Source organism: Gordonia sp. J1A (genome assembly GCF_055393515.1).
The window spans coordinates 3310856-3331155 of the sequence record NZ_AP041607.1 but is presented as its reverse complement, the minus strand read 5'-3'; the positions used below and the strand labels follow the sequence as shown (position 1 = coordinate 3331155).

General features: G+C 69.2%; 19 protein-coding genes and 1 riboswitch. Of the genes, 6 read left to right on the top strand and 13 right to left on the bottom strand.

Features of this window, described 5'->3' with window-relative positions:
* Window positions 1-3: 3 nt before the first annotated feature.
* Window positions 4-267, bottom strand: coding sequence for a hypothetical protein (locus ACZ5QD_RS15545; protein WP_045538737.1), 264 nt, complete (start codon window positions 265-267; stop codon window positions 4-6).
* A gap of 34 nt (window positions 268-301) precedes the next feature.
* Between ACZ5QD_RS15545 and ACZ5QD_RS15540 the strand changes: the two genes are divergently transcribed.
* Both ACZ5QD_RS15540 and ACZ5QD_RS15535 read left to right on the top strand, forming a co-directional pair.
* Window positions 302-694, top strand: a complete 393-nt coding sequence (locus tag ACZ5QD_RS15540; RefSeq protein ID WP_039868053.1) for a YccF domain-containing protein — start codon at window positions 302-304, stop codon at window positions 692-694.
* A gap of 86 nt (window positions 695-780) precedes the next feature.
* Entirely contained in the window at window positions 781-1923 is a 1143-nt protein-coding gene (locus ACZ5QD_RS15535; protein WP_006897957.1) for an SLC13 family permease, read from the top strand.
* 55 nt (window positions 1924-1978) lie between these two features.
* Here ACZ5QD_RS15535 and ACZ5QD_RS15530 read toward each other — a convergent pair whose 3' ends face one another.
* The 5 genes from ACZ5QD_RS15530 to ACZ5QD_RS15510 all read right to left on the bottom strand — a co-directional run bounded on the left by ACZ5QD_RS15530 (window position 1979) and on the right by ACZ5QD_RS15510 (window position 7275).
* A complete protein-coding gene (locus ACZ5QD_RS15530) occupies window positions 1979-3673 on the bottom strand; it encodes a SulP family inorganic anion transporter (RefSeq protein ID WP_006897956.1) in 1695 nt (564 codons plus the stop codon).
* Window positions 3663-4328, bottom strand: a complete 666-nt coding sequence (locus tag ACZ5QD_RS15525) for an MBL fold metallo-hydrolase (protein ID WP_006897955.1) — start codon at window positions 4326-4328, stop codon at window positions 3663-3665. Before ACZ5QD_RS15525 ends, ACZ5QD_RS15530 begins: the two co-directional genes overlap by 11 nt.
* Window positions 4325-5413, bottom strand: a complete 1089-nt coding sequence (locus ACZ5QD_RS15520) for an S-(hydroxymethyl)mycothiol dehydrogenase (protein ID WP_006897954.1) — start codon at window positions 5411-5413, stop codon at window positions 4325-4327. The genes ACZ5QD_RS15525 and ACZ5QD_RS15520 overlap by 4 nt, the downstream gene beginning before the upstream one ends.
* 36 nt (window positions 5414-5449) lie before the next feature.
* A complete protein-coding gene (locus ACZ5QD_RS15515; RefSeq protein ID WP_039868051.1) occupies window positions 5450-5995 on the bottom strand; it encodes a Rho termination factor N-terminal domain-containing protein in 546 nt (181 codons plus the stop codon).
* 131 nt (window positions 5996-6126) lie between these two features.
* Window positions 6127-7275: an N-acetylglucosamine-6-phosphate deacetylase gene (locus tag ACZ5QD_RS15510; RefSeq protein WP_062367991.1), complete on the bottom strand. Its 1149-nt coding sequence runs from the start codon at window positions 7273-7275 to the stop codon at window positions 6127-6129.
* Window positions 7276-7477: 202 nt separating this feature from the next.
* Between ACZ5QD_RS15510 and ACZ5QD_RS15505 the strand changes: the two genes are divergently transcribed.
* Together ACZ5QD_RS15505 and ACZ5QD_RS15500 are read left to right on the top strand one after the other, a co-directional pair.
* Window positions 7478-8065, top strand: coding sequence for a DUF2812 domain-containing protein (locus ACZ5QD_RS15505; RefSeq protein ID WP_006897951.1), 588 nt, complete (start codon window positions 7478-7480; stop codon window positions 8063-8065).
* A 59-nt stretch (window positions 8066-8124) separates the two neighbouring features.
* Window positions 8125-8604, top strand: coding sequence for a TY-Chap domain-containing protein (locus ACZ5QD_RS15500; protein WP_006897950.1), 480 nt, complete (start codon window positions 8125-8127; stop codon window positions 8602-8604).
* Window positions 8605-8614: 10 nt separating this feature from the next.
* On the opposite strand, the gene ACZ5QD_RS15495 is transcribed toward ACZ5QD_RS15500, so the two are convergent.
* Complete coding sequence (locus tag ACZ5QD_RS15495; protein WP_464366919.1) at window positions 8615-12370, bottom strand: NACHT and WD repeat domain-containing protein; 3756 nt, start codon at window positions 12368-12370, stop codon at window positions 8615-8617.
* Window positions 12371-12560: 190 nt separating this feature from the next.
* Between ACZ5QD_RS15495 and ACZ5QD_RS15490 the strand changes: the two genes are divergently transcribed.
* A complete protein-coding gene (locus ACZ5QD_RS15490) occupies window positions 12561-13238 on the top strand; it encodes an MspA family porin (protein ID WP_006897948.1) in 678 nt (225 codons plus the stop codon).
* A gap of 229 nt (window positions 13239-13467) precedes the next feature.
* Window positions 13468-14811, top strand: coding sequence for an NADP-specific glutamate dehydrogenase (gene gdhA / locus ACZ5QD_RS15485; RefSeq protein WP_006897947.1), 1344 nt, complete (start codon window positions 13468-13470; stop codon window positions 14809-14811).
* A gap of 61 nt (window positions 14812-14872) precedes the next feature.
* Here gdhA and ACZ5QD_RS15480 read toward each other — a convergent pair whose 3' ends face one another.
* The 6 genes from ACZ5QD_RS15480 to ACZ5QD_RS15455 form a co-directional block, all read right to left on the bottom strand.
* Window positions 14873-15598, bottom strand: a complete 726-nt coding sequence (locus tag ACZ5QD_RS15480) for a hypothetical protein (protein ID WP_231650068.1) — start codon at window positions 15596-15598, stop codon at window positions 14873-14875.
* Between the two features lie 106 nt (window positions 15599-15704).
* Window positions 15705-16406, bottom strand: a complete 702-nt coding sequence (locus tag ACZ5QD_RS15475) for a hypothetical protein (protein ID WP_006897944.1) — start codon at window positions 16404-16406, stop codon at window positions 15705-15707.
* Window positions 16407-16492: 86 nt separating this feature from the next.
* Window positions 16493-17227: a (2Fe-2S) ferredoxin domain-containing protein gene (locus ACZ5QD_RS15470; RefSeq protein WP_006897943.1), complete on the bottom strand. Its 735-nt coding sequence runs from the start codon at window positions 17225-17227 to the stop codon at window positions 16493-16495.
* Entirely contained in the window at window positions 17227-18039 is an 813-nt protein-coding gene (locus ACZ5QD_RS15465; RefSeq protein WP_464366918.1) for an ABC transporter ATP-binding protein, read from the bottom strand. Before ACZ5QD_RS15465 ends, ACZ5QD_RS15470 begins: the two co-directional genes overlap by 1 nt.
* Window positions 18036-19076, bottom strand: coding sequence for a FecCD family ABC transporter permease (locus ACZ5QD_RS15460; RefSeq protein WP_045537507.1), 1041 nt, complete (start codon window positions 19074-19076; stop codon window positions 18036-18038). The genes ACZ5QD_RS15465 and ACZ5QD_RS15460 overlap by 4 nt, the downstream gene beginning before the upstream one ends.
* A 7-nt stretch (window positions 19077-19083) precedes the next feature.
* Window positions 19084-20049, bottom strand: coding sequence for an ABC transporter substrate-binding protein (locus ACZ5QD_RS15455; protein WP_278125662.1), 966 nt, complete (start codon window positions 20047-20049; stop codon window positions 19084-19086).
* Window positions 20050-20077: 28 nt separating this feature from the next.
* A riboswitch (cobalamin riboswitch) is annotated at window positions 20078-20263 on the bottom strand.
* Between the last annotated feature and the right edge of the window lie 37 nt (window positions 20264-20300).

The window sequence follows — 20300 nt, the reverse complement described above, 5'->3', positions numbered from 1 at the left end:
TCATCAGGGCTCCCACCGGCGGCTCGTGCTCGGATAGCGGACCCGCAGGTAGCTGTACAGATACCAACTGATCGCCATGGCGATGGCCGCGCCGGCGGCCCACCACAGCCAGCCGTTGAGCAGGCTCGAACGCACCGCGGCGACCAGCCAGGCGATCGTGAAGAAGACGGTCGCGATGGTCGCCAGGACTCGGACGGTGAGGACGATGAGCGCGGCCGCCGACCAGATCGCTCGGCGACCGGCTCCGGGTTCGGGGTCAATACCCATTCCGAAAGCGTAGGCGACGCAGGACAATGGGGCCATGAGGACGATACTGAACGTGTTGTGGCTGGTCCTGTGCGGACTGTGGATGGCGATCGGTTATGTACTGGCCGGCATCGTCTGCTGCATCCTCATCATCACGATCCCCTTCGGTATCGCGTCGTTCCGCATGGCGAACTACGCGCTGTGGCCCTTCGGACGCACCGTGGTCCGCAAGCCGACCGCGGGCCCCGCGTCGACGGTCGGCAACGTCATCTGGATCATCGTCGCGGGTATCTGGCTGGCGCTGGGCCACCTCACCACCGGCCTCGCCCTGTGCATCACCGTCATCGGCATCCCGCTGGGTGTCGCGAGCTTCAAGATGATCCCCATCTCCCTGGTACCGCTCGGCGCCGAGATCGTCTCGACCAACGATCCGCGCGCGGCGTACTGAACCGACCGGTGACGGGGCGGTGCAGGCGGCCGGCGGTGTCCGGTCCCGCGGGTCGCTGTTCGGCCGGGCATCATTGATCCGTGGCGATGGCGTGGATCGGCGGCGCACTGGTGCTCGCCGGTGCGACGGCCCTGGTGACGGGAGCTCTGCCCGCCGCGGACGCCGCCGCGACATTCGACCGAGCGTGGCCGGTGCTGCTGTTCGTCGTGGCGATCACGGTGGTCGCGCAACTGGCCGCGGAGGCCGGGGTGTTCGAAGTCGTCGCGGCGCGGCTCGGTGTTCTGGCCCGCGGCCGGGTCTTCGGCCTGTGGCTGCTGACGGTCCTCTTGGCCGTGGTCTGCACGGCCTTCCTGTCGCTCGACACCACCGCGGTCCTGCTGACACCGGTCGTACTCGCATTGGCGCGCGTCGCGGGCGTCGCGCCCGCACCGTTCGCGCTGACCACGGTGTGGCTCGCAAACACCGCTTCGTTGTTGCTTCCCGTCTCCAACCTGACGAATCTGCTGGCACTGGACCGTCTGAACGTTCACGGCGCCGCGGGCTTCGTCTCCCTGCTCGGGCTGCCGGCCGTGTGCGCAACGGCCGCGACGGTCGGGGTCCTGTGGCTGCTGCATCGACGCGAGCTCCGCGGCCGATTCCGTGCGTCGCCGGTCCCGTACGTCGGCGACCAGACACTGTTTCGGATCTGTTCGTCGATACTCGCGCTTCTCATCCCGCTGCTGGTGGTGATGCCCGCACCGTGGGTGCCTGCCTGCCTCGCCGCGCTCGCCCTCACGGCGACGTTCGCCCTCCGCCGACCCGAGGCGCTGCAGTTCGGCCTGATTCCGTGGTCGCTTCTGTTGTTCGCCGGCGGCCTGTTCCTGGTGGCGGGCGCGGTCGAGGCCTCGGGCCTGCTCGACCCCCTCGGTCGGCTCTCCGAACACGGCACGGCGAGTGTCTGGGCGTTCGCGGGGGCGGGCGCAGTCGGCGCGAACCTGGTGAACAATCTGCCGGGCTTCCTGCTCCTCGAACCGGCGACCACCTCGCCGATCACCCTTGCGGCACTGCTGATCGGAGTCAACGCGGGACCTCTGGTGACGCCGTGGGCCTCGCTGGCGACGCTGCTCTGGCATCAACGGCTGGTCGACGAAGGAGTCGAGTTCGGCTGGCGCAGATACGTCTTCGTCGGTGCTGTCGCCGCTCCGGCCATCGTCGCGGCGGCCACGCTGACGCTGTCGGCGACATCCTGACAGGGCGGCCGGCGGAACGGCGCCTGCGCGGCGTGACGACTCGGCGCGGACCGGCTCAGTGCGGTGACTGCTCGAACGCGCGAACCGCCGAGCCGACGCTCGGATACACGCTGTCGGGTGCCAGATCGGCGAGCAACTGCGCGGTCTCGAGTGCGCCCCGCAATTCCGGGGTCACACCGGCGAGGATGAACCTCGCATGCACCGAATGCACGTAGTCGATGAGATCGCGCAGTGCCTTCGCCGCCGAATAGTCGACGTCCGAGATCGCCGAACAGTCCAGCACCAGCCATCGCACCGGGTCGGGCGCAGCTTTGATCAGCGCGGTCACGTCGTCGGTGAACCGTCCGACGTTGGCATAGAAGAGGTCCGCGTCGTAACGGAAGACGATGAGTCCCGGCAGGGTCTGATGCCCGGGTCGGGCGCTCTCGTACTCGCGCTGCCCGTTCCGGCCGACCCCGACGACGAACCGCTCCGGGCGGTACTGACGGTGAATGATCTGCAGCACCGACATCACCATCGCGGCGACGATGCCGGTCAACACGCCGAAGACCACCACCATCACGGTCGTCAGCACCGCGATGGCGAACTCCACGCGCCGGATCCGCCAGATGTGCGCGAACCCCGCCCAGTCGATCAGATCGAGTCCGACCATGAACACGATCGCTGCCAGCACCGCCTCCGGGAGATCACCGAGCGGACCGGACGCGGCAACCACCACCACGAGCGTCACAACGGCGGTCGTGATGTTCGCGACCTGAGTGCGGCCGCGCTGACGGTCGAGGATCGCGGTCTTGGTGGGACTGCCGTTCACCACGAACGAGCCGGTGAGGGACGCGGAGACGTTCGCCGCCGACAGCCCGAGGATGTCGCGGTTGACGTCGATCCGATCTCCGTGGCGCTGAGCGAAGCTGCGTGCCGTCGCCGCACTCTGCGCCAAGATCACCAAGACGCACCCGAAAGAGACCGTGAGAACGGTGGGAAGGCGCCCGAGCACCTCGCTCATCGGTGGAAAGTCGATCGACGGCGGACCGGCGTCGACGGGCCCGACCGTCGGCACCCAGCGATCGAGGCCGAATACCGCCACGGCGACGATCGACCCGATCACGATCAGAATCGGCGTCGGCAGGCTGGGCCGCAGCCGTCGGACGCCGAGCAGGCCGGCCAGCGTCACCGCGGCGAACAGCATCGACTGCCAGTGCACTCGGTCGACGTCCCCGATCACGTGCGCCCACTTCTCGAGAGTGTGGCCGGCGTCGCGCTTCGGTTCGCCGAGCATACCGGGGATCTGCTCGGTCACCACGAGCACGCCGACGCCGGCCAGGAAGCCGACGAGCACGGAGGTCGACAGGAAATCGCCCAGGAAGCCCAGGCGCAGAACTCGGGCGACCAGCAGCATCACGCCGGTCACCAGTGCGATGAGGCCGGCCCAGGCGAGCCACTGCTCCGTGTCGGGCCGCAACCCGACCACTCCGAGACCCGCGATGCCCGAGGCGAGCAGCGCCGCGGTGGCCGAATCCGCTCCGACCACCAGCAGCCGAGACGCACCGATCAGCGCGAAGACCACCGCCGGCACGATCAGCGAGTACAAGCCGGCGCCGATCGGGACATGGGCGATGGAACTGTAGCCCATCGCCTCCGGGATCGCGACGGCTGCGAGCGACGCCCCGGCGAGGACGTCGGCCCGCAGCCAGGAGCGCTGATAGCCGCTCAGCGCGGGCGGGCGAAGACGCGTCAGCCGGTCAATGGCCACGACGAATCCACTCGTCGAGGTCACCTGCCTCGGCACCGACGGTGGTCTCGTCGCCGTGCCCGGTGCACACGCGCGTCTGCGGGTCGAGCACCAGGATTCGGTCGCGGATGGATGCGATGATGTCGTCGAAACTGGAGAACGAACGCCCGGTGGCGCCCGGTCCGCCCTGGAACAGGGTGTCGCCGCTGAAGAGCACGTTCGCCGACGGCGCCCACACCACGCACGAGCCGGGGGAATGGCCCGGCGTGTTGATCACCTCGAGTTCGTGGCCGCCGACCACGATCCGCTGTCCGTCCGAGAGTTCGTCGTGGGCCACTCCCGGGTGAGTCCGGTCCCACAGCATCTCGTCGGCCGGATGCAGCAGGATCGGTGCGCCGGTCGCCTCGGCGAGTTCCGGGGCGACTCCGATGTGGTCGTTGTGCGCGTGGGTCAGGACGATCGCCACCACGTCGCGGTCGCCGACGGCTTTCAGGATCGGCGCCGCGTCGTGCGCGGCATCGATGATGACGGCCTGGTCGTCGTCGCCGACCACCCAGACGTTGTTGTCGACGTCCCAGGTGCCGCCGTCGAGCGAGAACGTTCCGGAAGTGACGACTCGGTCGATCCGCAGACCGGCGGGGACCGATCCTTCGGGTCCGGTGGACTCGGTGCTCACAGCTCCACCACCGAACGCAGGACGCGGCCCTCCTCCATGGCCTTGAAGGCGTCGTCCACACCGTCGATGCCGATGCGCTCGGTGACGAACTTGTCGAGCGGAAGACGGCCCTGCAGGAACAGGTCGATGAGCATCGGGAAGTCGCGTTCGGGCAGGCAGTCGCCGTACCAAGACGATTTGAGCGCCCCGCCGTGACTGAAGAAATCGACCAGCGGCATCTCGAGGCGCATCTGCGGCGTCGGCACACCGACCAGCACCACGACACCGGCGAGATCGCGGGCGTAGAACGCCGTCCGGTAGGTCTCGGGGCGGCCGACGGCGTCGATCACCACGTCGGCGCCGAATCCCCCGGTCAGTTCCTTGACGGCCTCGGCCACGTCGTCGATCGCCGACGCGTCGATGGTGTGGGTGGCGCCCAGCTCTCTGGCCCAGTCGAGCTTGCTCGGGTCGCGGTCGACGGCGATGATCGTCGTGGCACCGGCCAGGCGCGACCCGGCGATCGCCGCGTCGCCGACTCCACCGCAGCCGATCACCGCTACCGAATCGCCGCGACCGACCTCCCCGGTGTTCATCGCGGCGCCGAGCCCGGCCATCACCCCGCAGCCCAGGAGGCAGGCGACGGCTGGATCCGCGGCTTCGTCGACCTTGGTGCACTGTCCCTCGTGGACGAGCGTCTTCTCGGCGAAGGCGCCGATGCCCAGCGCCGGAGTCAGTTCGGTGCCGTCGGCGAGGGTCATCGGCTTACTGGCGTTGAAGGTGTCGAAGCAGTACCAGGGCCGACCGCGCTTGCAGGCGCGGCACTCGCCGCACACGGCACGCCAGTTCAGAATCACGTAGTCGCCGGCCGCGACGTGGGTCACCGCGTCGCCGACCGTCTCGACGATGCCCGCCGCCTCGTGTCCGAGCAGGAACGGGTACTCGTCGTTGATGCCGCCGGTGGCGTAGGCGAGGTCGGTATGGCAGACGCCGCACGTCTTGATCTTGACCACCACGTCATTGGGCCCGGGATCCGGGATCGTGATGTCGACCAGTTCGGTAGGCGCGTTCTTGCTGCGGGAGACGACTCCCTTGACGACGGTGGGCACGTGTTCTCCTAGTCGGACGGCCGCACTTCGACGCGTTCAGCCGAGAGCGGCGATGAGTTCTGCCTTCTTCATCGTCGAGTATCCCTTGATTCCGGCCGCCTTGGCCTCGGCACGCAGATCCGCCACCGTCTTCGACGCGGTTCCCGACTTCGGCGCGGGCTTGGCGGAAGCAGCCGGCTTGGTGGCACCGGACTTGGCGGCGGTCTTCGCGGCGCTCGGCTTGGCAGCGCCGGACTTGGCGGTGGCGGACTTGGCGGTGGCCGGCTTGGCGGTGGCGCCGGTGGTCTTGGCGCCGGGTTCGGCGGTCTTGGGGGTGGCGGGCTTCGCAGTCGCCGGCTTCGCGGCGGACTTGGGCTCAGCAGGCTTCGCGGCGGACTTGGGCTCAGCAGCCTTCGGCTCGGCGGGCTTGGGCTGCGCCGGCTTCACGGCGGTCGGTGCCTTGGATGCGGGCGCGGGCGTCTCAGGCTTCTTCGGCAGCATCGGAGAACGGGCGAGCATCGTGTCGCGGAGCGCGACCACTTCGGCGGAGAGGCGCTTGACCTCTTTCTCCAGTCGCTTGATCAAGCTCTTCTTGCCACTCATCACTGGTGTACCTCCATATGTCTGTGGCTCCAGCCGGAGTGCCCGACCGGGTCAATTGTGACCCTACTGTGAGCAAACCCCGCGATGCGACTCGCGGGTAGCATGCGTCGCCGCAGATCCGAACAGCGGGGTCAGCGTGCGGAATGAACGTGAACCACACGCAGGTCGGCGTCGAGCACCACCAGATCCGCGCGGCGGCCCGATGCCAGGGCGCCGATGTCCGCGCGCCCCAGAACGCGGGCGGGGTTGGCCGAGGTCATGGCCACCGCCCCGAGCAGGATCTCGTCGGAGACGCGGTCTCGCACGCCCGGGGCGTCGGAGCGCAGGCCCGCGACCGTCCGCGCGAACAATCCGGCCATGGTGGCGGTGCTTCCCGCGATCGCGCCGGTCCGCGCGACCCGCGCGACGCCGTCGGCGACGGAGACGTCCAGAGCACCCAGTCGATACGCGCCGTCCGGCATGCCGGCGGCCGCCATCGCATCGGTGACGAGCGCGACGCGGTCGAAGCCGACGGCACGCTGCACGTCGCGCACCAGGGCCGGATGCAGATGCACCCCATCGGCCACCAGCTCGACCACCACGCGGGGATCCTCCATGAGGGCCAGCGGCGGTCCTGGTTCGCGGTGGCCGAGCGGCGCCATCGCGTTGAACAGATGCGTTGCGACCCGAGCTCCCCGCGCAATCGCCTCTCGGACCTGGTCGTAGGTGGCGTCGGTGTGCCCCACGGCCACCGTGACACCCGCACTCACGAAGCGGTCGATCGCCTCCATCGCGCCGGGAAGCTCGGGAGCCAGCGTCACCATCACGACGGCGCCGTCGGCCAGTTCGAGGAGTTCGTCGATCTCGCCCGGCGACGGCGGGCGCAGCACGTCCGGGTCGTGCGCCCCGCACCGCGCACCGCTGATCCAGGGTCCCTCGAGATGGATGCCCGCGCTGATCCCCTCGCCTACCAGAACGCTCAGACGCGCGACGATGTCGCGGAGCTCGGCGCGACCAGCGCTCACCGTGCTCGTCACCGTCGTCGTGGTTCCGTGCTCCCGGTGGAATCGGGCGGCGGCCCGCACGTCGTCGCCGATCCCGTCCGTGTACGACGATCCCCCGCCGCCGTGGACGTGCATGTCGACGAAACCCGGCACGATCACTCCGTCGGCGAAGGTCGCACTCGCCGCGGCCGGCGGCGGACCCGCGCCGACACCGGTGATGAAGCCCTGCGCGATCTCCACCCAGCCCGGCCGGTGGACCACGCCGTCGGCGACGAGCGTGCCCGCGGCGATGATCATCGTCTCGTTCAAGGGACTCCCTTCCGCGAATCGACTCGACGCCAGTGGCTCGGAGTGTATCGCCGGCGACGCCGCGGATCGGCGCCAAACTGCAGGAAGAGACGACTGGTGAGTTCAGTCTCAAATTCCTTGACCGGGTCGTCCGACCGGCGGAACAGTGGAGTGCAAGCTCTACTCAGGCAGCTCTCCCCAGGAGGTTCTCATGAGCTCCTCATCATGGTTCGTCGCGCTCCGGCACCCGTCGCCCGCCGATCTCGAACTGTGGCTCGAAGCCCAGGCGGCGGACGGCCGCGTGCTGACCGACTACTCGCTGCTCAGTCCGCTGCGAATGCGGTTCACCGAGTCCGCTCCGGCCCGGGTCCGGTACGCGGTGGAGCGGCGCGCCGTCCCCGCACCCGTCGACTACTTCCGGTTCCGCGAAGCGCAGGGCTGGGAGCACGTGGGTCAGGCCGCCGACTTCCACATCTGGAAGCGCCCGTACACCGGCGAGCGCCCGGCCGGGTTCATCGGCGAGGATCTCGGCCGCCGGGCCTCCGCGCTCGCGATCGGGCTCGGAGTGATCGGAGTCCTGGCCCTCGCCGTGGCCCTGGCTCTCGGCGCCGTCGCGGGTCTGGCGGCCTTCGAGTGGACGAACTCGGTGGAGTTCTGGGCTCCGGCCGTCGCAGCAGCCGTGGTGGGAGTGCTCGCCGTGACCGCCGGCGTCGTGCTCGCGGTCTCGGGCCGCAAGGCGTCCGCGCGCACCGCGCCGGGCGAGACCGCCACGCGCGAACGCGCCGAGATCGGCGGCTGAGCGCGCCCGATCTGTCGGTGTCCGCTGTTACCGTAGGGCCATCCGCTCAGGAGGTCACGATGGACAGTTCATCCGGCGTCTTCTCCGAGGCCGCGTTCGACGCGGCGATCGATCGAGTCTGGGTCAGATTCCGGTGTGAGTTGGCCGACCAACTCGACCGGATGAGTCACGACCACCCCGTCACCGTGTTCGCACTCTGGACCGAGTTGTTCGGCCCGCAGCCCACCGTCGTATTCACCCACACGCTGAACTCCCGCCTGCGGTTGACCGTCGCGCATCGCGATCTGTATCCGTACGGGCCAGAGGACCGGCAGCGGGTGGCCATGCTGACCGACCGGGGCTGGCGCTCGCTGCGCGACCAGACGTGCATCGTCGAGTTCGCCCGGCGCGGAGTCGACGCCGCGGCGATGGCCGCACAGTACGCCCTGCGGGAGGTGTGGGGCGTGCCCGATCCGAGCTATCTGGTGGCGGACCAGGACGACGTGCTGCGGACGTTCATCACGTCGGACGCCGCCGCGCGCGAACCCAAGATGCGCTGAACCCGATGGGTCACGGGCAGCCGTCGTCCGCCGACAGCCTGCCGAGATAGCGGTCGCGTTCCGCACCCGAGAGCGGGTCGGTGGCAGTGCACACCCAGCGGCGCGCGGATTCGCGGTCGGTGGTCTGCAAGTATACGACGCCGGTGCCGTCGCCGGCGACCGGATACCCGGGACCCGAACCGGCATCGGTCGGCAGCACCCAGTTCGACACCGTCCGCGACCCGCCGAGCACAGGAGAGACCGCCGCCCCCTGAGTGAGCGAGCCGTCGGCGCCCAGGGCGAAGTCCACCACCTCCCGCGTCCCCGTGCTGATCATCAGCCGGCCTCCCGATCGGCCGATGGACTCGGCGTGCAGGTCGCTGACCCTGCTGACCACCGTCGGCGGGCCGTCGTCGATGCGCCACACCGCCAGATCACCGGCCGCCAGAACCACGTACCTGCCGTCGCGGGCGAACGTCGCGTCGGCCACCTCCTCGCCCATCGGCAGCACCAGCGGTCGGGAATCGGCCCGGTCGAGCCGGTACACGTAGCCGTTGCCGTCGTCGGCGGTGACGGCTAACCGAGAACCGTCGACCGCATAGCTCACACTGCGGATGAGATCCCCCGGCCCGCCGAGCGGATCGCCCACCGGTCGCGGCGCCGCCGGATCGGTGAGATCCCAACGTTGCACGCGCCGGTCGTCGATCCCGGCGGCGAGTTCCCGCGTGCCGGGAGCGAAGGCGAGCGCATTGGTGTATCGGGTCCCGACTCGGAGTTCGCCCACCCGGCGCGGGCGATCGGGATCGCCGAGATCCCACAGTTCCACCAGGCCGCCGTTGTTGTTGGCCGTCGCGGCGAGCATCCCGTCGGTGGTCACCGCGACGCTGGGCCGGTTGTTGGCCCGGCGGTCGATGTCGACACCGCCCCGCTGGTGCCACTGCCCGTCGTCCCGGGTCCAGACGTTCAGCCGGGCGTCGGAACCGACCGTCACCAGCCGGCGGCCCGACGCGTCCATGTCCACGCCGCTGATCAGTGCGCCGCGGTCCGGGAGCAGGCCCGGCGGCAGGGTCCAGAGGTCCACCTCGCCGTCCGACCGCCCGACGGCGAGTTCCTGACCGTCGGGGCTGAACACGGTGCTGACCATGCGCACCGCTCCGGGTGCGGCCGATCGCTGCAGCTCCCAGAGCGGCAACGGATCGGAGATCGACGTGGTGTTCCAGACATGCACGATCCCGTCGGTCCCGGCGCGGGCCAGCAGCGGGCGCACCGGGTTGGCGGCGATGGACCACGAGCCGCCGGTGACGCCGGCCAGCGACGTGGTGTCCGGCCGGGGCGCCGCCGGGTCGGTGACGTTCCACAACTGCACGTTGGCGCTGTCGCCGGTGACGGCGAGCACCGAGTCACCGCGGGTGAAGGCCAGCGCGTGGGTGATGCTGGGGAATCCGCGCAACGGTTCGCCCGCGGGCCGCGGGGTGTCGGTGTCGGCGGCCGTCCAGAGCCGTACCGTCTGGTCTTCCCCGCCGGTCGCCAGCACCGTGCCCGCGGAGTTGAACGCGAGCGAGCGGACCGCGCGGGTGTGGCCGCGCAGCACCGCGGTCTGCGTCGGCGGACGGTCGCCGTCGACGCGGTACACGGTGACCGTTCCGTCGTCGGACGAGGCCGCCAGGTGAACGCCGCTGGGACTGAAGCGCGTGAGATACGCCGCGCCGCTGCCGGGCCTCAATGTCGCGATCTCCCGAGGAGACCCGGGATCGGCGACGTTCCACAGCCGGACCGTGCCGTCGCCGCTCGCCGCGGCGAGCAGCCGGCCGGAGCGATCGAAATCCACCGAGGTGACGAACGACCCGAAGCCGCCCAACCGGGCCACCTCGCGGAAGGGCTTCACCGCACCGTCGGTGCGCTGCCACACGCGGACCGTGCGGTCGTTGCTCGCCGACGCGAGCAGCCGTCCGTCGCGGGAGAACATGACGTCGTAGACCGCGCCGGTGTGCCCGTCGAGCGAGCGTGCGAGCGGTGAGGTGTATGCCGCGAGCAAGCCGCTGCTGACCTCGGTGTCGTCGGCGTAGTGCTGATCCGCCACCGCCAGCATCCGCGCGGCCAGCGACGGATCCGAACTCACCAGTCCTTCGATGCTGGACATGACGGCCGCGTGTTCGGCGCTGTTGCGTTGCCGTGCGAGATCGCTCGCCTGCCGGGTGGCGATGATCGCGGTGATCGCGGACGCCAGGCCGAGGACCACCACCAACGTGATCGAGGCGAACCGGAGGCGCTTGCGGACGGTCCGTTGCCTGCCTGCGGCGTCGAGGAACTCCGCGGCACCGGCCGGCAGCAGGACCTGACGGTGAGCGCCCAGTTCGGCGCGGTTGGCCTGCGAGGTCGCCAGCCGGGCTCCGCTGTAGAGGTGGTCCGCTGCGCGGCCGCTCTCGTTCCACGCGTCGGTGTCCGCCGCCAACTGCTGCATCCACTGGATCAGATCCGCGTCTTCCGCGATCCAGTCGGCCATCCGCGGCCACGCGGACATGACCGCCTCGTGGATGAAGGTGACCGATTCCGAACTCACCGTCAGCAATCGGGCGTCGGAGAAGGCGTCGATGATCCGCGTGGCCGATTCCGGGAAGCGCTCCCGCAGATCACTCGGGGCGATGGCGTTGCGCATCGGCGTCCGGCGAGGACCGAACTGGACCAGCGCCAGCAGCAGTGCCCTGGCCTCCTCGTGGTCGGCCGGGTCGAGTGCGGCCCAGGTGCGTTCCGCGGTCTCGGCGAGCGCCGAGGTGATCCCGCCCGCGGCGCGGTACGACCCGACCGTCAGCCGGTTCCCGGTCCGTTTCGCCCACATCACCTGGAGAGCGTGGGCGAGCAGCGGGAGCCGTCCCGCGCGATCGCCCTCGGTGGAGGCCTGGTGCAGATCGTCGATCATCAGATCCGCCAGACCCTCGTCGATCCGGCCGCCGGCCATCCGCACCGGCTCGATGATGACCTGACGGAGCTGGTCGTCGGACATCTCGGACAGGATCATCGAACGGTCCTGCCACGCTCGGGCGAGCATCGGGTACTCGACGCAGGCGCGGAAGAAGTCGGCGCGGATACCCAGGACCACCACGCTCCCGGCGTCCGAGAGTTCCTGCACCCGATCGAGCACGGCGCGTCGCCGCGTCTCGTCGTCGAGCGCGAAGACCTCTTCGAACTGGTCGATCACCACCAGCGCCGCACCGGCGGCCACCTCGTCTCCGACGAGTCCGGACGGCCCCACGCGCAGCGCGATCGCGGTGTTCCACGGTTCACCGGCGCGGGCGAGCCCGGCACCGAGCAGTGACGACTTGCCCGCCCCCGACACTCCGGTCACCACGACGACCCGATTGCCCGCCGAGTCCCGTGCCTTGGAAAGCAGCCCCGAGAGGGCGGCGATCGTGTCGTCGCGTCCGAAGTACCTGTCGCGGTCGCGGGCACCCATCGAGGCGAGTCCGGGAAAGGGCGTGTCCAGCCTGGCGCCCGACGCGGGGTCGTGGTGGCGTTCCCAGAGCCGTCTCCATTCGGGCATGGACACGAGGTCGTCGGCACCGGCGTCGAGCGCCCGCCGGTTGAGCCACATGATCAGCGGCAGGACGGTGTCGAAGTCCCGCGGGACGTGTCTGCCGTTGCGCCAGTCGCTGATCCGCTGCGGCGTGGCCTCGGCGCGACCGAATCTGGCCATTCCCTCCGATGCCGCACGCAGCGTCGGCTTACCGGCTTGGCGGAAGAGTCTCGCGAGCGCCGGACCGAACTCGCTCTCCGGCGGCGTCGAGGTCACGACTGTGAGGTTATCCGAGCACCGGATTCCGGGGAATTTCTCCGGTCCGGATAACTCATCCACACCTGTGACCAGTGACGATGCGGACATCGGCGAGAGATTCGTTGAATCGGCACATCGCGGATTCCTACTGTGATATGGACTCGCCGCCGGGCGGGTCTCTCTCTTCTACCATCGAGGTAATCAACACATGACCAAGCGTCTGATCACAGCGTTCACGCTGCTCGTCGCGTTCTTCGCGACCGCCGCACTGATTCCGGCCACCGCAACGGCGGCCACCCACCACACCCGTGAGGGTGTCACCGTGGAGCTGACCACCGGCCAGCTCTCGGCCAAGCGGATTCCGCCGCTGGACGGTTCTCCCACCTCGGCCGAGGCCCTGCTCTCGTCCGACGTGCACGCCGCGCTGACCGGCATCAAGGACAAGAAGGTCAGCGCCACGCTGGAGGTCGGCTACCAGATCGGGTATCCGGTCTCGATCGCACCCGGTGGCGTCAAGATCACCGCGCACACCCCGGATCTCAAGCTCACCGGCGGCGTCGACGCGAAGGTGAACCCGAACGTCACCGTCTCCGGTACCGGTGGCGGCGGCTCGGTCGGCGACGTGGGTGTCAGCCTGGGCGCGGAGTCGACGATCATCCCGGCCACCGACCTCGAGTTCGAGGTGGCCGCGGGCAAGATCACCACTGTCTCGCTCGCGAAGATCGCGCTCACCAAGCCGACGGCCGACATCGTGCTGTCCGGCGTCGAGCTTCACGCGACCAACGCGCTCGGCCCGATCTCGGTGCGTCCGTTCACGAAGATCTCCGTCACCACCGAAACCGGCGTCTACGTCTACTACGCGTACGGCAAGACCAGCCGGATCTGACCCGCTCTCCCGCGACGGGGCCGGTGCATCGCGCGCCGGCCCCGTCGTCGTGGCGGCTGCGCCGTAATAAGCATGTAATGCAGTGGTCAACCACACGAAACGAGCATCCGGTTTCATGCCGCACCCGCTGCGCCGATAGAGTGACCAACGGAAATTGGCCCGAGAGGACCGGAATTTGCGGTGTGCGCCGAGCCCGCCTCGTCCAGCGCACCAGTTGGGAGTACTACACATGACCGCATGGGACAGCGATCTCCAGGGTTGCTACGACATGGTTATCAACCGCAACCCCGGTGAGCCCGAGTTCCACCAGGCCGTTCAGGAAGTCTTCGAGTCGCTGAGCCCCGTCATGGTCAAGCACCCCGAGTACCAGGACGTCCTGGCCCGGATGTGCGAGCCCGAGCGTCAGATCATCTTCCGCGTGCCGTGGATCGACGACGCCGGCCAGGTCCAGATCAACCGCGGCTTCCGCGTCGAGTTCAACTCGGCCCTCGGCCCGTACAAGGGCGGCCTGCGGTTCCACCCGTCGGTGAACCTGTCGATCGTCAAGTTCCTCGGCTTCGAACAGATCTTCAAGAACGCTCTGACCGGCCTGCCGATCGGAGGCGGCAAGGGCGGCTCGGACTTCGACCCCAAGGGCCGCTCCGACCTCGAGGTCATGCGCTTCTGCCAGTCGTTCATGACCGAGCTGTATCGCCACATCGGCGAGTACACCGACGTTCCCGCCGGCGACATCGGCGTCGGCGGCCGCGAGATCGGCTTCCTGTTCGGCCAGTACAAGCGCATCACCAACCGCTACGAGTCCGGCGTCCTGACGGGCAAGGGACTGTCGTGGGGCGGTTCGCAGGTCCGCCCGGAGGCCACCGGTTACGGCGCTGTCTTCTTCGTCGACGAGATGCTGAAGGCCAAGGGCGACAGCTTCGAGGGCAAGAAGGTCCTCGTCTCCGGTTCCGGAAACGTCGCCACTTACGCGATCGAGAAGATCCACCAGCTCGGCGGCACGGTCATCGCCTGCTCGGACTCCTCCGGCTACGTCGTCGATGAGAACGGCATCGACCTGGAGATCCTCAAGGAGGTCAAGCAGGTCCGCCGGGCCCGCCTGAGCGAGTACGTCGAACTGCGCGGCGGCGGTGCCCGCCTGGTCACCGAGGGCAACCTCTGGCAGGTGCCCGCCGACATCGCGCTGCCGTGTGCGACGCAGAACGAGCTGGATGAGAAGGACGCCGAGGCACTGGTCCGCAACGGATGCAAGGTGGTCGCCGAGGGCGCCAACATGCCCACCACACCGGAGGCCACCAAGGTCCTGCTCGCTGCGGGCGTCGGCTTCGCGCCGGGCAAGGCCGCCAACGCCGGCGGTGTGGCGACCTCCGCGCTGGAGATGCAGCAGAACGCCTCGCGCGACTCCTGGACGTTCGAGTACGCCGAGGAGCGTCTGAGCTCCATCATGCGCACCCTGCACCACACCTGCCTGCAGACCGCCGACGAGTACAACGACCCGGGCAATTACATCCTGGGCGCCAACGTCGCCGGTTTCGTTCAGGTCGCCGACGCGATGAACGCGCTCGGCGTCATCTGACCGACGCAGTCATATGAGAAAGGCCCGCCGTCGGCGGGCCTTTCTCATTGTCCGGGAGTGGTCAGGCGGTCTCGGTGGCCACCCGATCGACGGCCTTGGTGAAGACCTTGTTGAACGCTGCCAGGTCGGGAGTCGACTGCGGGGAGGCGTCGCTGGCCTGCACGCTGACCAGGTAGCCGTTGACCATCGCGTAACCGACGATCATCGACGTCTTGGTGGTGGTTCCCTTGAAGTCGATCGTGGAACTCTGCTGCACGACGATCGCGTCGTCCGCCTTCGTCTTCGGCGCCGGAATCACCTTCGAGACGGCCGTGCCCTTCGCGCCCGCGGCCTGGCCCTCGGTGATCTCGACCTTGATCTTGCCGCAGTCGCCGGTCACGGCCTTGCGGAAGTCCTCCACGGAGTGGTCGACCACGGAGACGGTCTCAGCGAGCACGGAGGTGCCCTTCATCGCGATGACGAAGCCGGTCTTGGCGAGGTCGATCTTGTCTGGAAACGCACTCAGCTGCATGCAGTTCGCCGGCGTCACCTTGGCACTCTTCGTCGAGCTGAGGACGGAATCGGCGACCTTCTGGATCTGGTCTCGCGGAACCGGGGTCACCTGGTACCCGGCCGGAAACTCGGCCTTGCCGATCACCAGCGTCGGCGCCTTGCCCGCATCGGCGGACGGTGCGGCGGCCGACGATGCGGCACCCGGCACCGGTGCGCCGTCCTCGGTCGAGCTGCAGCCGGTCACGAGCAGCAATGCCGCGCTCGCGGCAGCGGCGGCGCCGGCAATCCTCTTCATTGTCATCACGTCGGTCTTCATCCCTATCTGGTGATACTGAGTAGACGGGACAATCCTGACCGATGCGGAATCCGGGCGCGGCACCGGCATCCCGTCGAGGCGGCGGTCAGCGCGCGGCCTTGGCGATCGCCCTGGCGAAGACGTCCTCGAAAACTGCACGATTCAGATCGGCGGTCTGGTCGACGGCGCTCATCTGTACGGTGACCGCGTAACCGTTGACGAGGGCGTTTCCTACCAGCAGACTCGTCTCACCGGATTTGGAACCGTTCACCGTCCTACTCCGGCTCTCCACCGCCAGGACCTGGTCGGCGGCCCCGCGCGGTACGTCGATCACGGTGTGCGTGACGGTGATCTCCGAACCTTTGACCGGGCCGGCCTTCACGTGCACCCGGACGACGCCGCAGTCGCCGGTGACCTGCTTGCGCGCAGCCTCGAGGTCGACGCCGCCGTCGATCTCGGCGACGGGCTGCACCGACTCGCTGATCGCATCGTCGCCATCGGTCGCCGCCATCACGCCGACCCTCTTCGGGTCGATCGTGGTGACCATCGCTCCGGATGCCGCGCACTGCGCGGGTGCGATGTCGACGTATGCGGTGGAATCGGAGAGTTGCTCCGTCATCTGCGCGAGGGCGTCCTTGCTGAGCCGGGCGGTGTGGAAACCGGCGGGCAGTTCGGCCTGTGTCAGCGGCAGCTCGGCGGCCTCGCGCTCGGCAGCGGTGGACGAGCCGTCGGTGCTGCATCCCACCGAGGCGAGCACTGCGCCACCCGCCAGCATCGCCACCGACATCCGGATCGCCCTGCCCGCCATGTGTCCCCTTCGACTGTGGTTTCAGTACTGAATGTACTTGCCGGACATCCGGGCCGTCCCCGGCCGTCTCCGCTCGGGCGTCCGGTTCACCGGCTCGCCGATCGGTCTCCGAACCACTCCCGGATCGGTTCACCTCCCACCAGGTGCCGCTCCACCACATCGGCGACTCGCGCCGCTGTGAGTCCGGCGTACCAGACGTCGTCCGGGTAGACCGCGACCACCGGCGCCTGCGAGCAGGGGAACAGGCACCCGGTGAGCGTGATGAGGACGTCGTCGTCGCCGAGCCGCCGGGCGTCGAGTTCGGCGGAGAGTTCCGACTGCGTCTCGGCGCCCCCTCGCGCCGAGCATCGGGGACCGCGGCAGACCAGCACGTGTCGCGCGAACCCGGGAACCGCGTCCCAGGCCTTCGTCGCGAGCGGGGCGGTGGTATCGCGGGCCGGGGCCCCGCCGTCGGCGGCAGCCCGCTCGATCAGATTCGCGTAATCCGTTGTCTGGCAAAGCGATCCGCCGATTCTGATATCCGGCGCGGAGCCCGCCGGGCGGTTCCGCAGCCAGTGCCCGATCACGCGGCGGAACCAAGCGTCCATCTTTCGGTCGGCGAGCGTCTGACCGCTCAGCACCACCACCGAGTCGGCGCCCTCGCGGGCCGCCTCGTCGAGCACCTCGGTGACGGTGTCGGACTCACCGCCCAGGACGGCGGAGCGGAAGACCGTGCCCGGATGGCGTTCGGCGAGCTCTCCCAGCGCACGGGCGAGTTCGCCGTGCACATCCGCGCCGCGATCCGTCGGCGCCGTCACGATCACCCAGTCGGCGTCGATCATCACTTCTCCCCTCCTGTGGCCGAAACCACGCCGCACATGACGATCAGTGGCCCGCCGGTGACCGGATGGCGAAGCACCTGCGCGTCGAGGCCGTAGACGTCCGCCAGCAGTTCGGGCGTCAGCACCTCGGAGGCGCTGCCCTGCGCACGGACGCGGCCCTCGTCGAGCACGACGAGGTGGTCGCAGTACATCGCGGCGAGTTGCAGATCGTGCAGCGCAGCGAGGACGGTGAGGCCGAGATCCCGGGCCAGCTGCAGCAGGTGAAGCCCGGCCGCCACATCGAGATGGTTGGTCGGCTCGTCGAGGACGAGGACCTTCGGGCGCTGCGCCAGCGCCCGTGCCATCTGGACCTTCTGCCGTTCGCCGCCGGACAGGGTCTGCCAGGTGCGGTGCCGCAGATGCTCGATGCCGAGCGTTCCGATGGCCTGATGCGCCTCGTGCGCGGCGTCTCCGAGCGGCCTGGCCCACCCCCCGGCGTGCGGGATGGTGCCGAGCTCCACAATCTGTTCCACCGACAGTTCCAGGACGGTCGCCGAGTGCTGTTCCACCTCGGCGACGGTGCGCGCGAACTCGCGGCGGCCCAACTCCCGGACGTCGGTGCCGCCCAGCAGCACCTGTCCGGCGTCGGGCCGCTGCCAACGCATCACCATCGACAGCAGGCTCGACTTTCCGGACCCGTTCGGGCCGATCACGCCGGTGAATCGGCCGGCGGGCGCCCGGGCCGTGACGTCGTCGAGGATTCTCCGCTCGCCGCGGGCGAAGCTCACCGCCCGCATCTCGATGCCGGGCATCCCGGTCTCGGTACCGGTCATTCGGTGCCTCGCTGTCGCCGGAGCAGGTAGATGAAGGCGGGCACGCCGATCACCGAGGTGACGAGCCCGAGCGGCAGTTCCCGCGACGGCATCACGCCGCGGGCGATGATGTCGGCCCAGACCACCACCAATGCCCCGAGCACCACCGCCACCGGCAGGACCCGATAGTGCAGCGGGCCCACGAGAAAGCGAACCATGTGCGGCACCACGAGCCCCACGAACCCGATGATCCCCGACAGCGCCACCAGGACGGCGGTGCACAGCGACACCAGCGCGTAGAGCACCCAGCGAGTGCGGGCCACGTGAGTGCCCAGGCTCGCGGCGGCGCGTTCACCGAAGGCGAAGGCGTCCAGCGTTCGGGCGTGGGCCAGCACGGCGACGATCGTGCACACGGTGACGATCGCGGTCAGCGCGAGGGTGTTCCAGCGGATGCCGGCCACCGACCCCATCGACCAGAACATGACGCGGTCGGCGGTGCCGTGCGGGCCGAAGTAGATCAACGCCGAACTCAGCGCCGCGGCGAGTTGCCCGACGGCGACGCCGGCCAGGATCAGTCTGCCCGGAAGCAGCGCGCCCCCGCGCGTGACCGCGATCGCGAACACCAGCAGCAGCGCACCCATCGCCCCCAGAAACGCTGCGACGGAGACCACTGAGCCACCGGCCATGCTGCCCATGCCGACTCCCGTGCTCAACACCACCACGGCGCCGAGAGACGCACCGCCGGACATCCCGAGGATGTACGGGTCGGCCAGCTGGTTGCCCGTCAACGACTGCAGGACGGTGCCGCAGACCGCCAGGCCCGCACCGATGAGTGCCGCTCCGACCACCCGCGGCAGCCGCAGCTGAACGACGATGTTCTCGTCGAGCACATCGGACGTGCCGATGCCCACGCTGCTGCCGAGCGCTCGCACCACTGTGCCCAGCGGCAGATCGGCCGATCCGACCACGATTCCCAGCGCCATGCTGATCAGCAGCAGGATCGTCAGTCCGGCCAGCCAACCCGCCAGGGCCGGTGTACCGCGGAGCCGTTCGCGCACGCGCCGACTACTTCGCGAACGCGTCCGACAGCTTGGCGGCGCCGTCGATCAGCCGCGGACCGGGGGTGCTCTCAGCGAACGGGATCACCACGAACGATCCCTTCGCGACGGCCTTCAGGTCCTTGAGCGCCGGGTCGGACTCCAGATACTTCCGCTTGGCGGCGGCCGGATCCCAGTCGGCGTCCACCAGGACGATCACGTCCGGATCGGCTTTGAGCACCGCCTCCCAGCCGGTCTCGGCCCAGTTGCCGGAGAGATCCCCGAAGACGTTCTTCGCGCCGACGGCGTCGATCACCAATTGCGGCCCGCCGTCGCCGGCACCGACGAAGGGCTTGTCGGTCGAGGAATCCCACCACAGAACCGTCTTGCCCCGTCCGGCCGACTTCGCGGTGAGGTCGGCGAGCTTCGCGCGCATGTCGGCGTTCACCCGGTCGGCATCGGCCGTCCGTCCGAAGAGCACGCCGTAGTCGCTGGTCTCACCGGCCACCGCGTCCCAGGACGAGGCCGGACGCTTCGACTTGTCCTCACAGCCGAAGGGGGACACGTAGGTCGCCACACCGAGGTCGTCGAACGACTGCCGGCTTCCCAGCGCCTTGTCGTCGAAGGCGCTGCTGTACGACGCGGCGATCAGGTCGGGGTGCTTCTCGAGGACCGCTTCGCGGGTGGGGTACTTCTCCGACAGCACCGGGATCTCGCCGTAGGCTGCGGCCCATTGCGGGGCGATGGCGCTGTCGAGGTAGGCGGTGCCGACCAGTTGCCCGCCGGCGCCGACGGCCAGGGCCGACTCGGTGGCCCCCTGGTTGACGGTGATGGCCGCGTCGGCCGGCTTCTTCAGGGTGACGGTGCGGCCGCAGTTCTGCAGGCTGATCGCCGAGCCGTCGGCGCCGGATGCGGGATCGTCGCCGGAACAGGCGGAGACGGTGAGGACGGTGCCGGCGACCGCCAGGATCACCGCGTTCTTCAGGGTGCGCAATGCGACCCCCTTTCCAGATACTCGTGGAACTTCGGGGTACGCCGCGGCCGGTCTCCTGGCTACACAGGACTGCCGGCGGTCGCACCTTCCCAGATGACGAGCACCCAGTGGCTGGAGTCCTGCACTCCCGGCGACTTCCGGACCTGTTCACAGTGGCGAGTACCGCGCCGGCTTCTCACCGGACTTCCCGAGCACCGTGACGTATCGCCCGAGTGTATCCGGGCACGGCCGGGACACTCGGGCGACCTCGA

Coding starts and splice junctions, on each gene's coding strand:
- ACZ5QD_RS15545 (WP_045538737.1), bottom strand. CDS start 267: ATGGGTATTGACCCCGAACCCGGAGCCGGTCGCCGAGCGATCTGGTCG.
- ACZ5QD_RS15540 (WP_039868053.1), top strand. CDS start 302: ATGAGGACGATACTGAACGTGTTGTGGCTGGTCCTGTGCGGACTGTGG.
- ACZ5QD_RS15535 (WP_006897957.1), top strand. CDS start 781: ATGGCGTGGATCGGCGGCGCACTGGTGCTCGCCGGTGCGACGGCCCTG.
- ACZ5QD_RS15515 (WP_039868051.1), bottom strand. CDS start 5,995: ATGAGTGGCAAGAAGAGCTTGATCAAGCGACTGGAGAAAGAGGTCAAG.
- ACZ5QD_RS15510 (WP_062367991.1), bottom strand. CDS start 7,275: ATGATCATCGCCGCGGGCACGCTCGTCGCCGACGGCGTGGTCCACCGG.
- ACZ5QD_RS15505 (WP_006897951.1), top strand. CDS start 7,478: ATGAGCTCCTCATCATGGTTCGTCGCGCTCCGGCACCCGTCGCCCGCC.
- ACZ5QD_RS15500 (WP_006897950.1), top strand. CDS start 8,125: ATGGACAGTTCATCCGGCGTCTTCTCCGAGGCCGCGTTCGACGCGGCG.
- ACZ5QD_RS15490 (WP_006897948.1), top strand. CDS start 12,561: ATGACCAAGCGTCTGATCACAGCGTTCACGCTGCTCGTCGCGTTCTTC.
- gdhA (WP_006897947.1), top strand. CDS start 13,468: ATGACCGCATGGGACAGCGATCTCCAGGGTTGCTACGACATGGTTATC.
- ACZ5QD_RS15480 (WP_231650068.1), bottom strand. CDS start 15,598: ATGAAGAGGATTGCCGGCGCCGCCGCTGCCGCGAGCGCGGCATTGCTG.
- ACZ5QD_RS15475 (WP_006897944.1), bottom strand. CDS start 16,406: ATGGCGGGCAGGGCGATCCGGATGTCGGTGGCGATGCTGGCGGGTGGC.
- ACZ5QD_RS15470 (WP_006897943.1), bottom strand. CDS start 17,227: ATGATCGACGCCGACTGGGTGATCGTGACGGCGCCGACGGATCGCGGC.
- ACZ5QD_RS15465 (WP_464366918.1), bottom strand. CDS start 18,039: ATGACCGGTACCGAGACCGGGATGCCCGGCATCGAGATGCGGGCGGTG.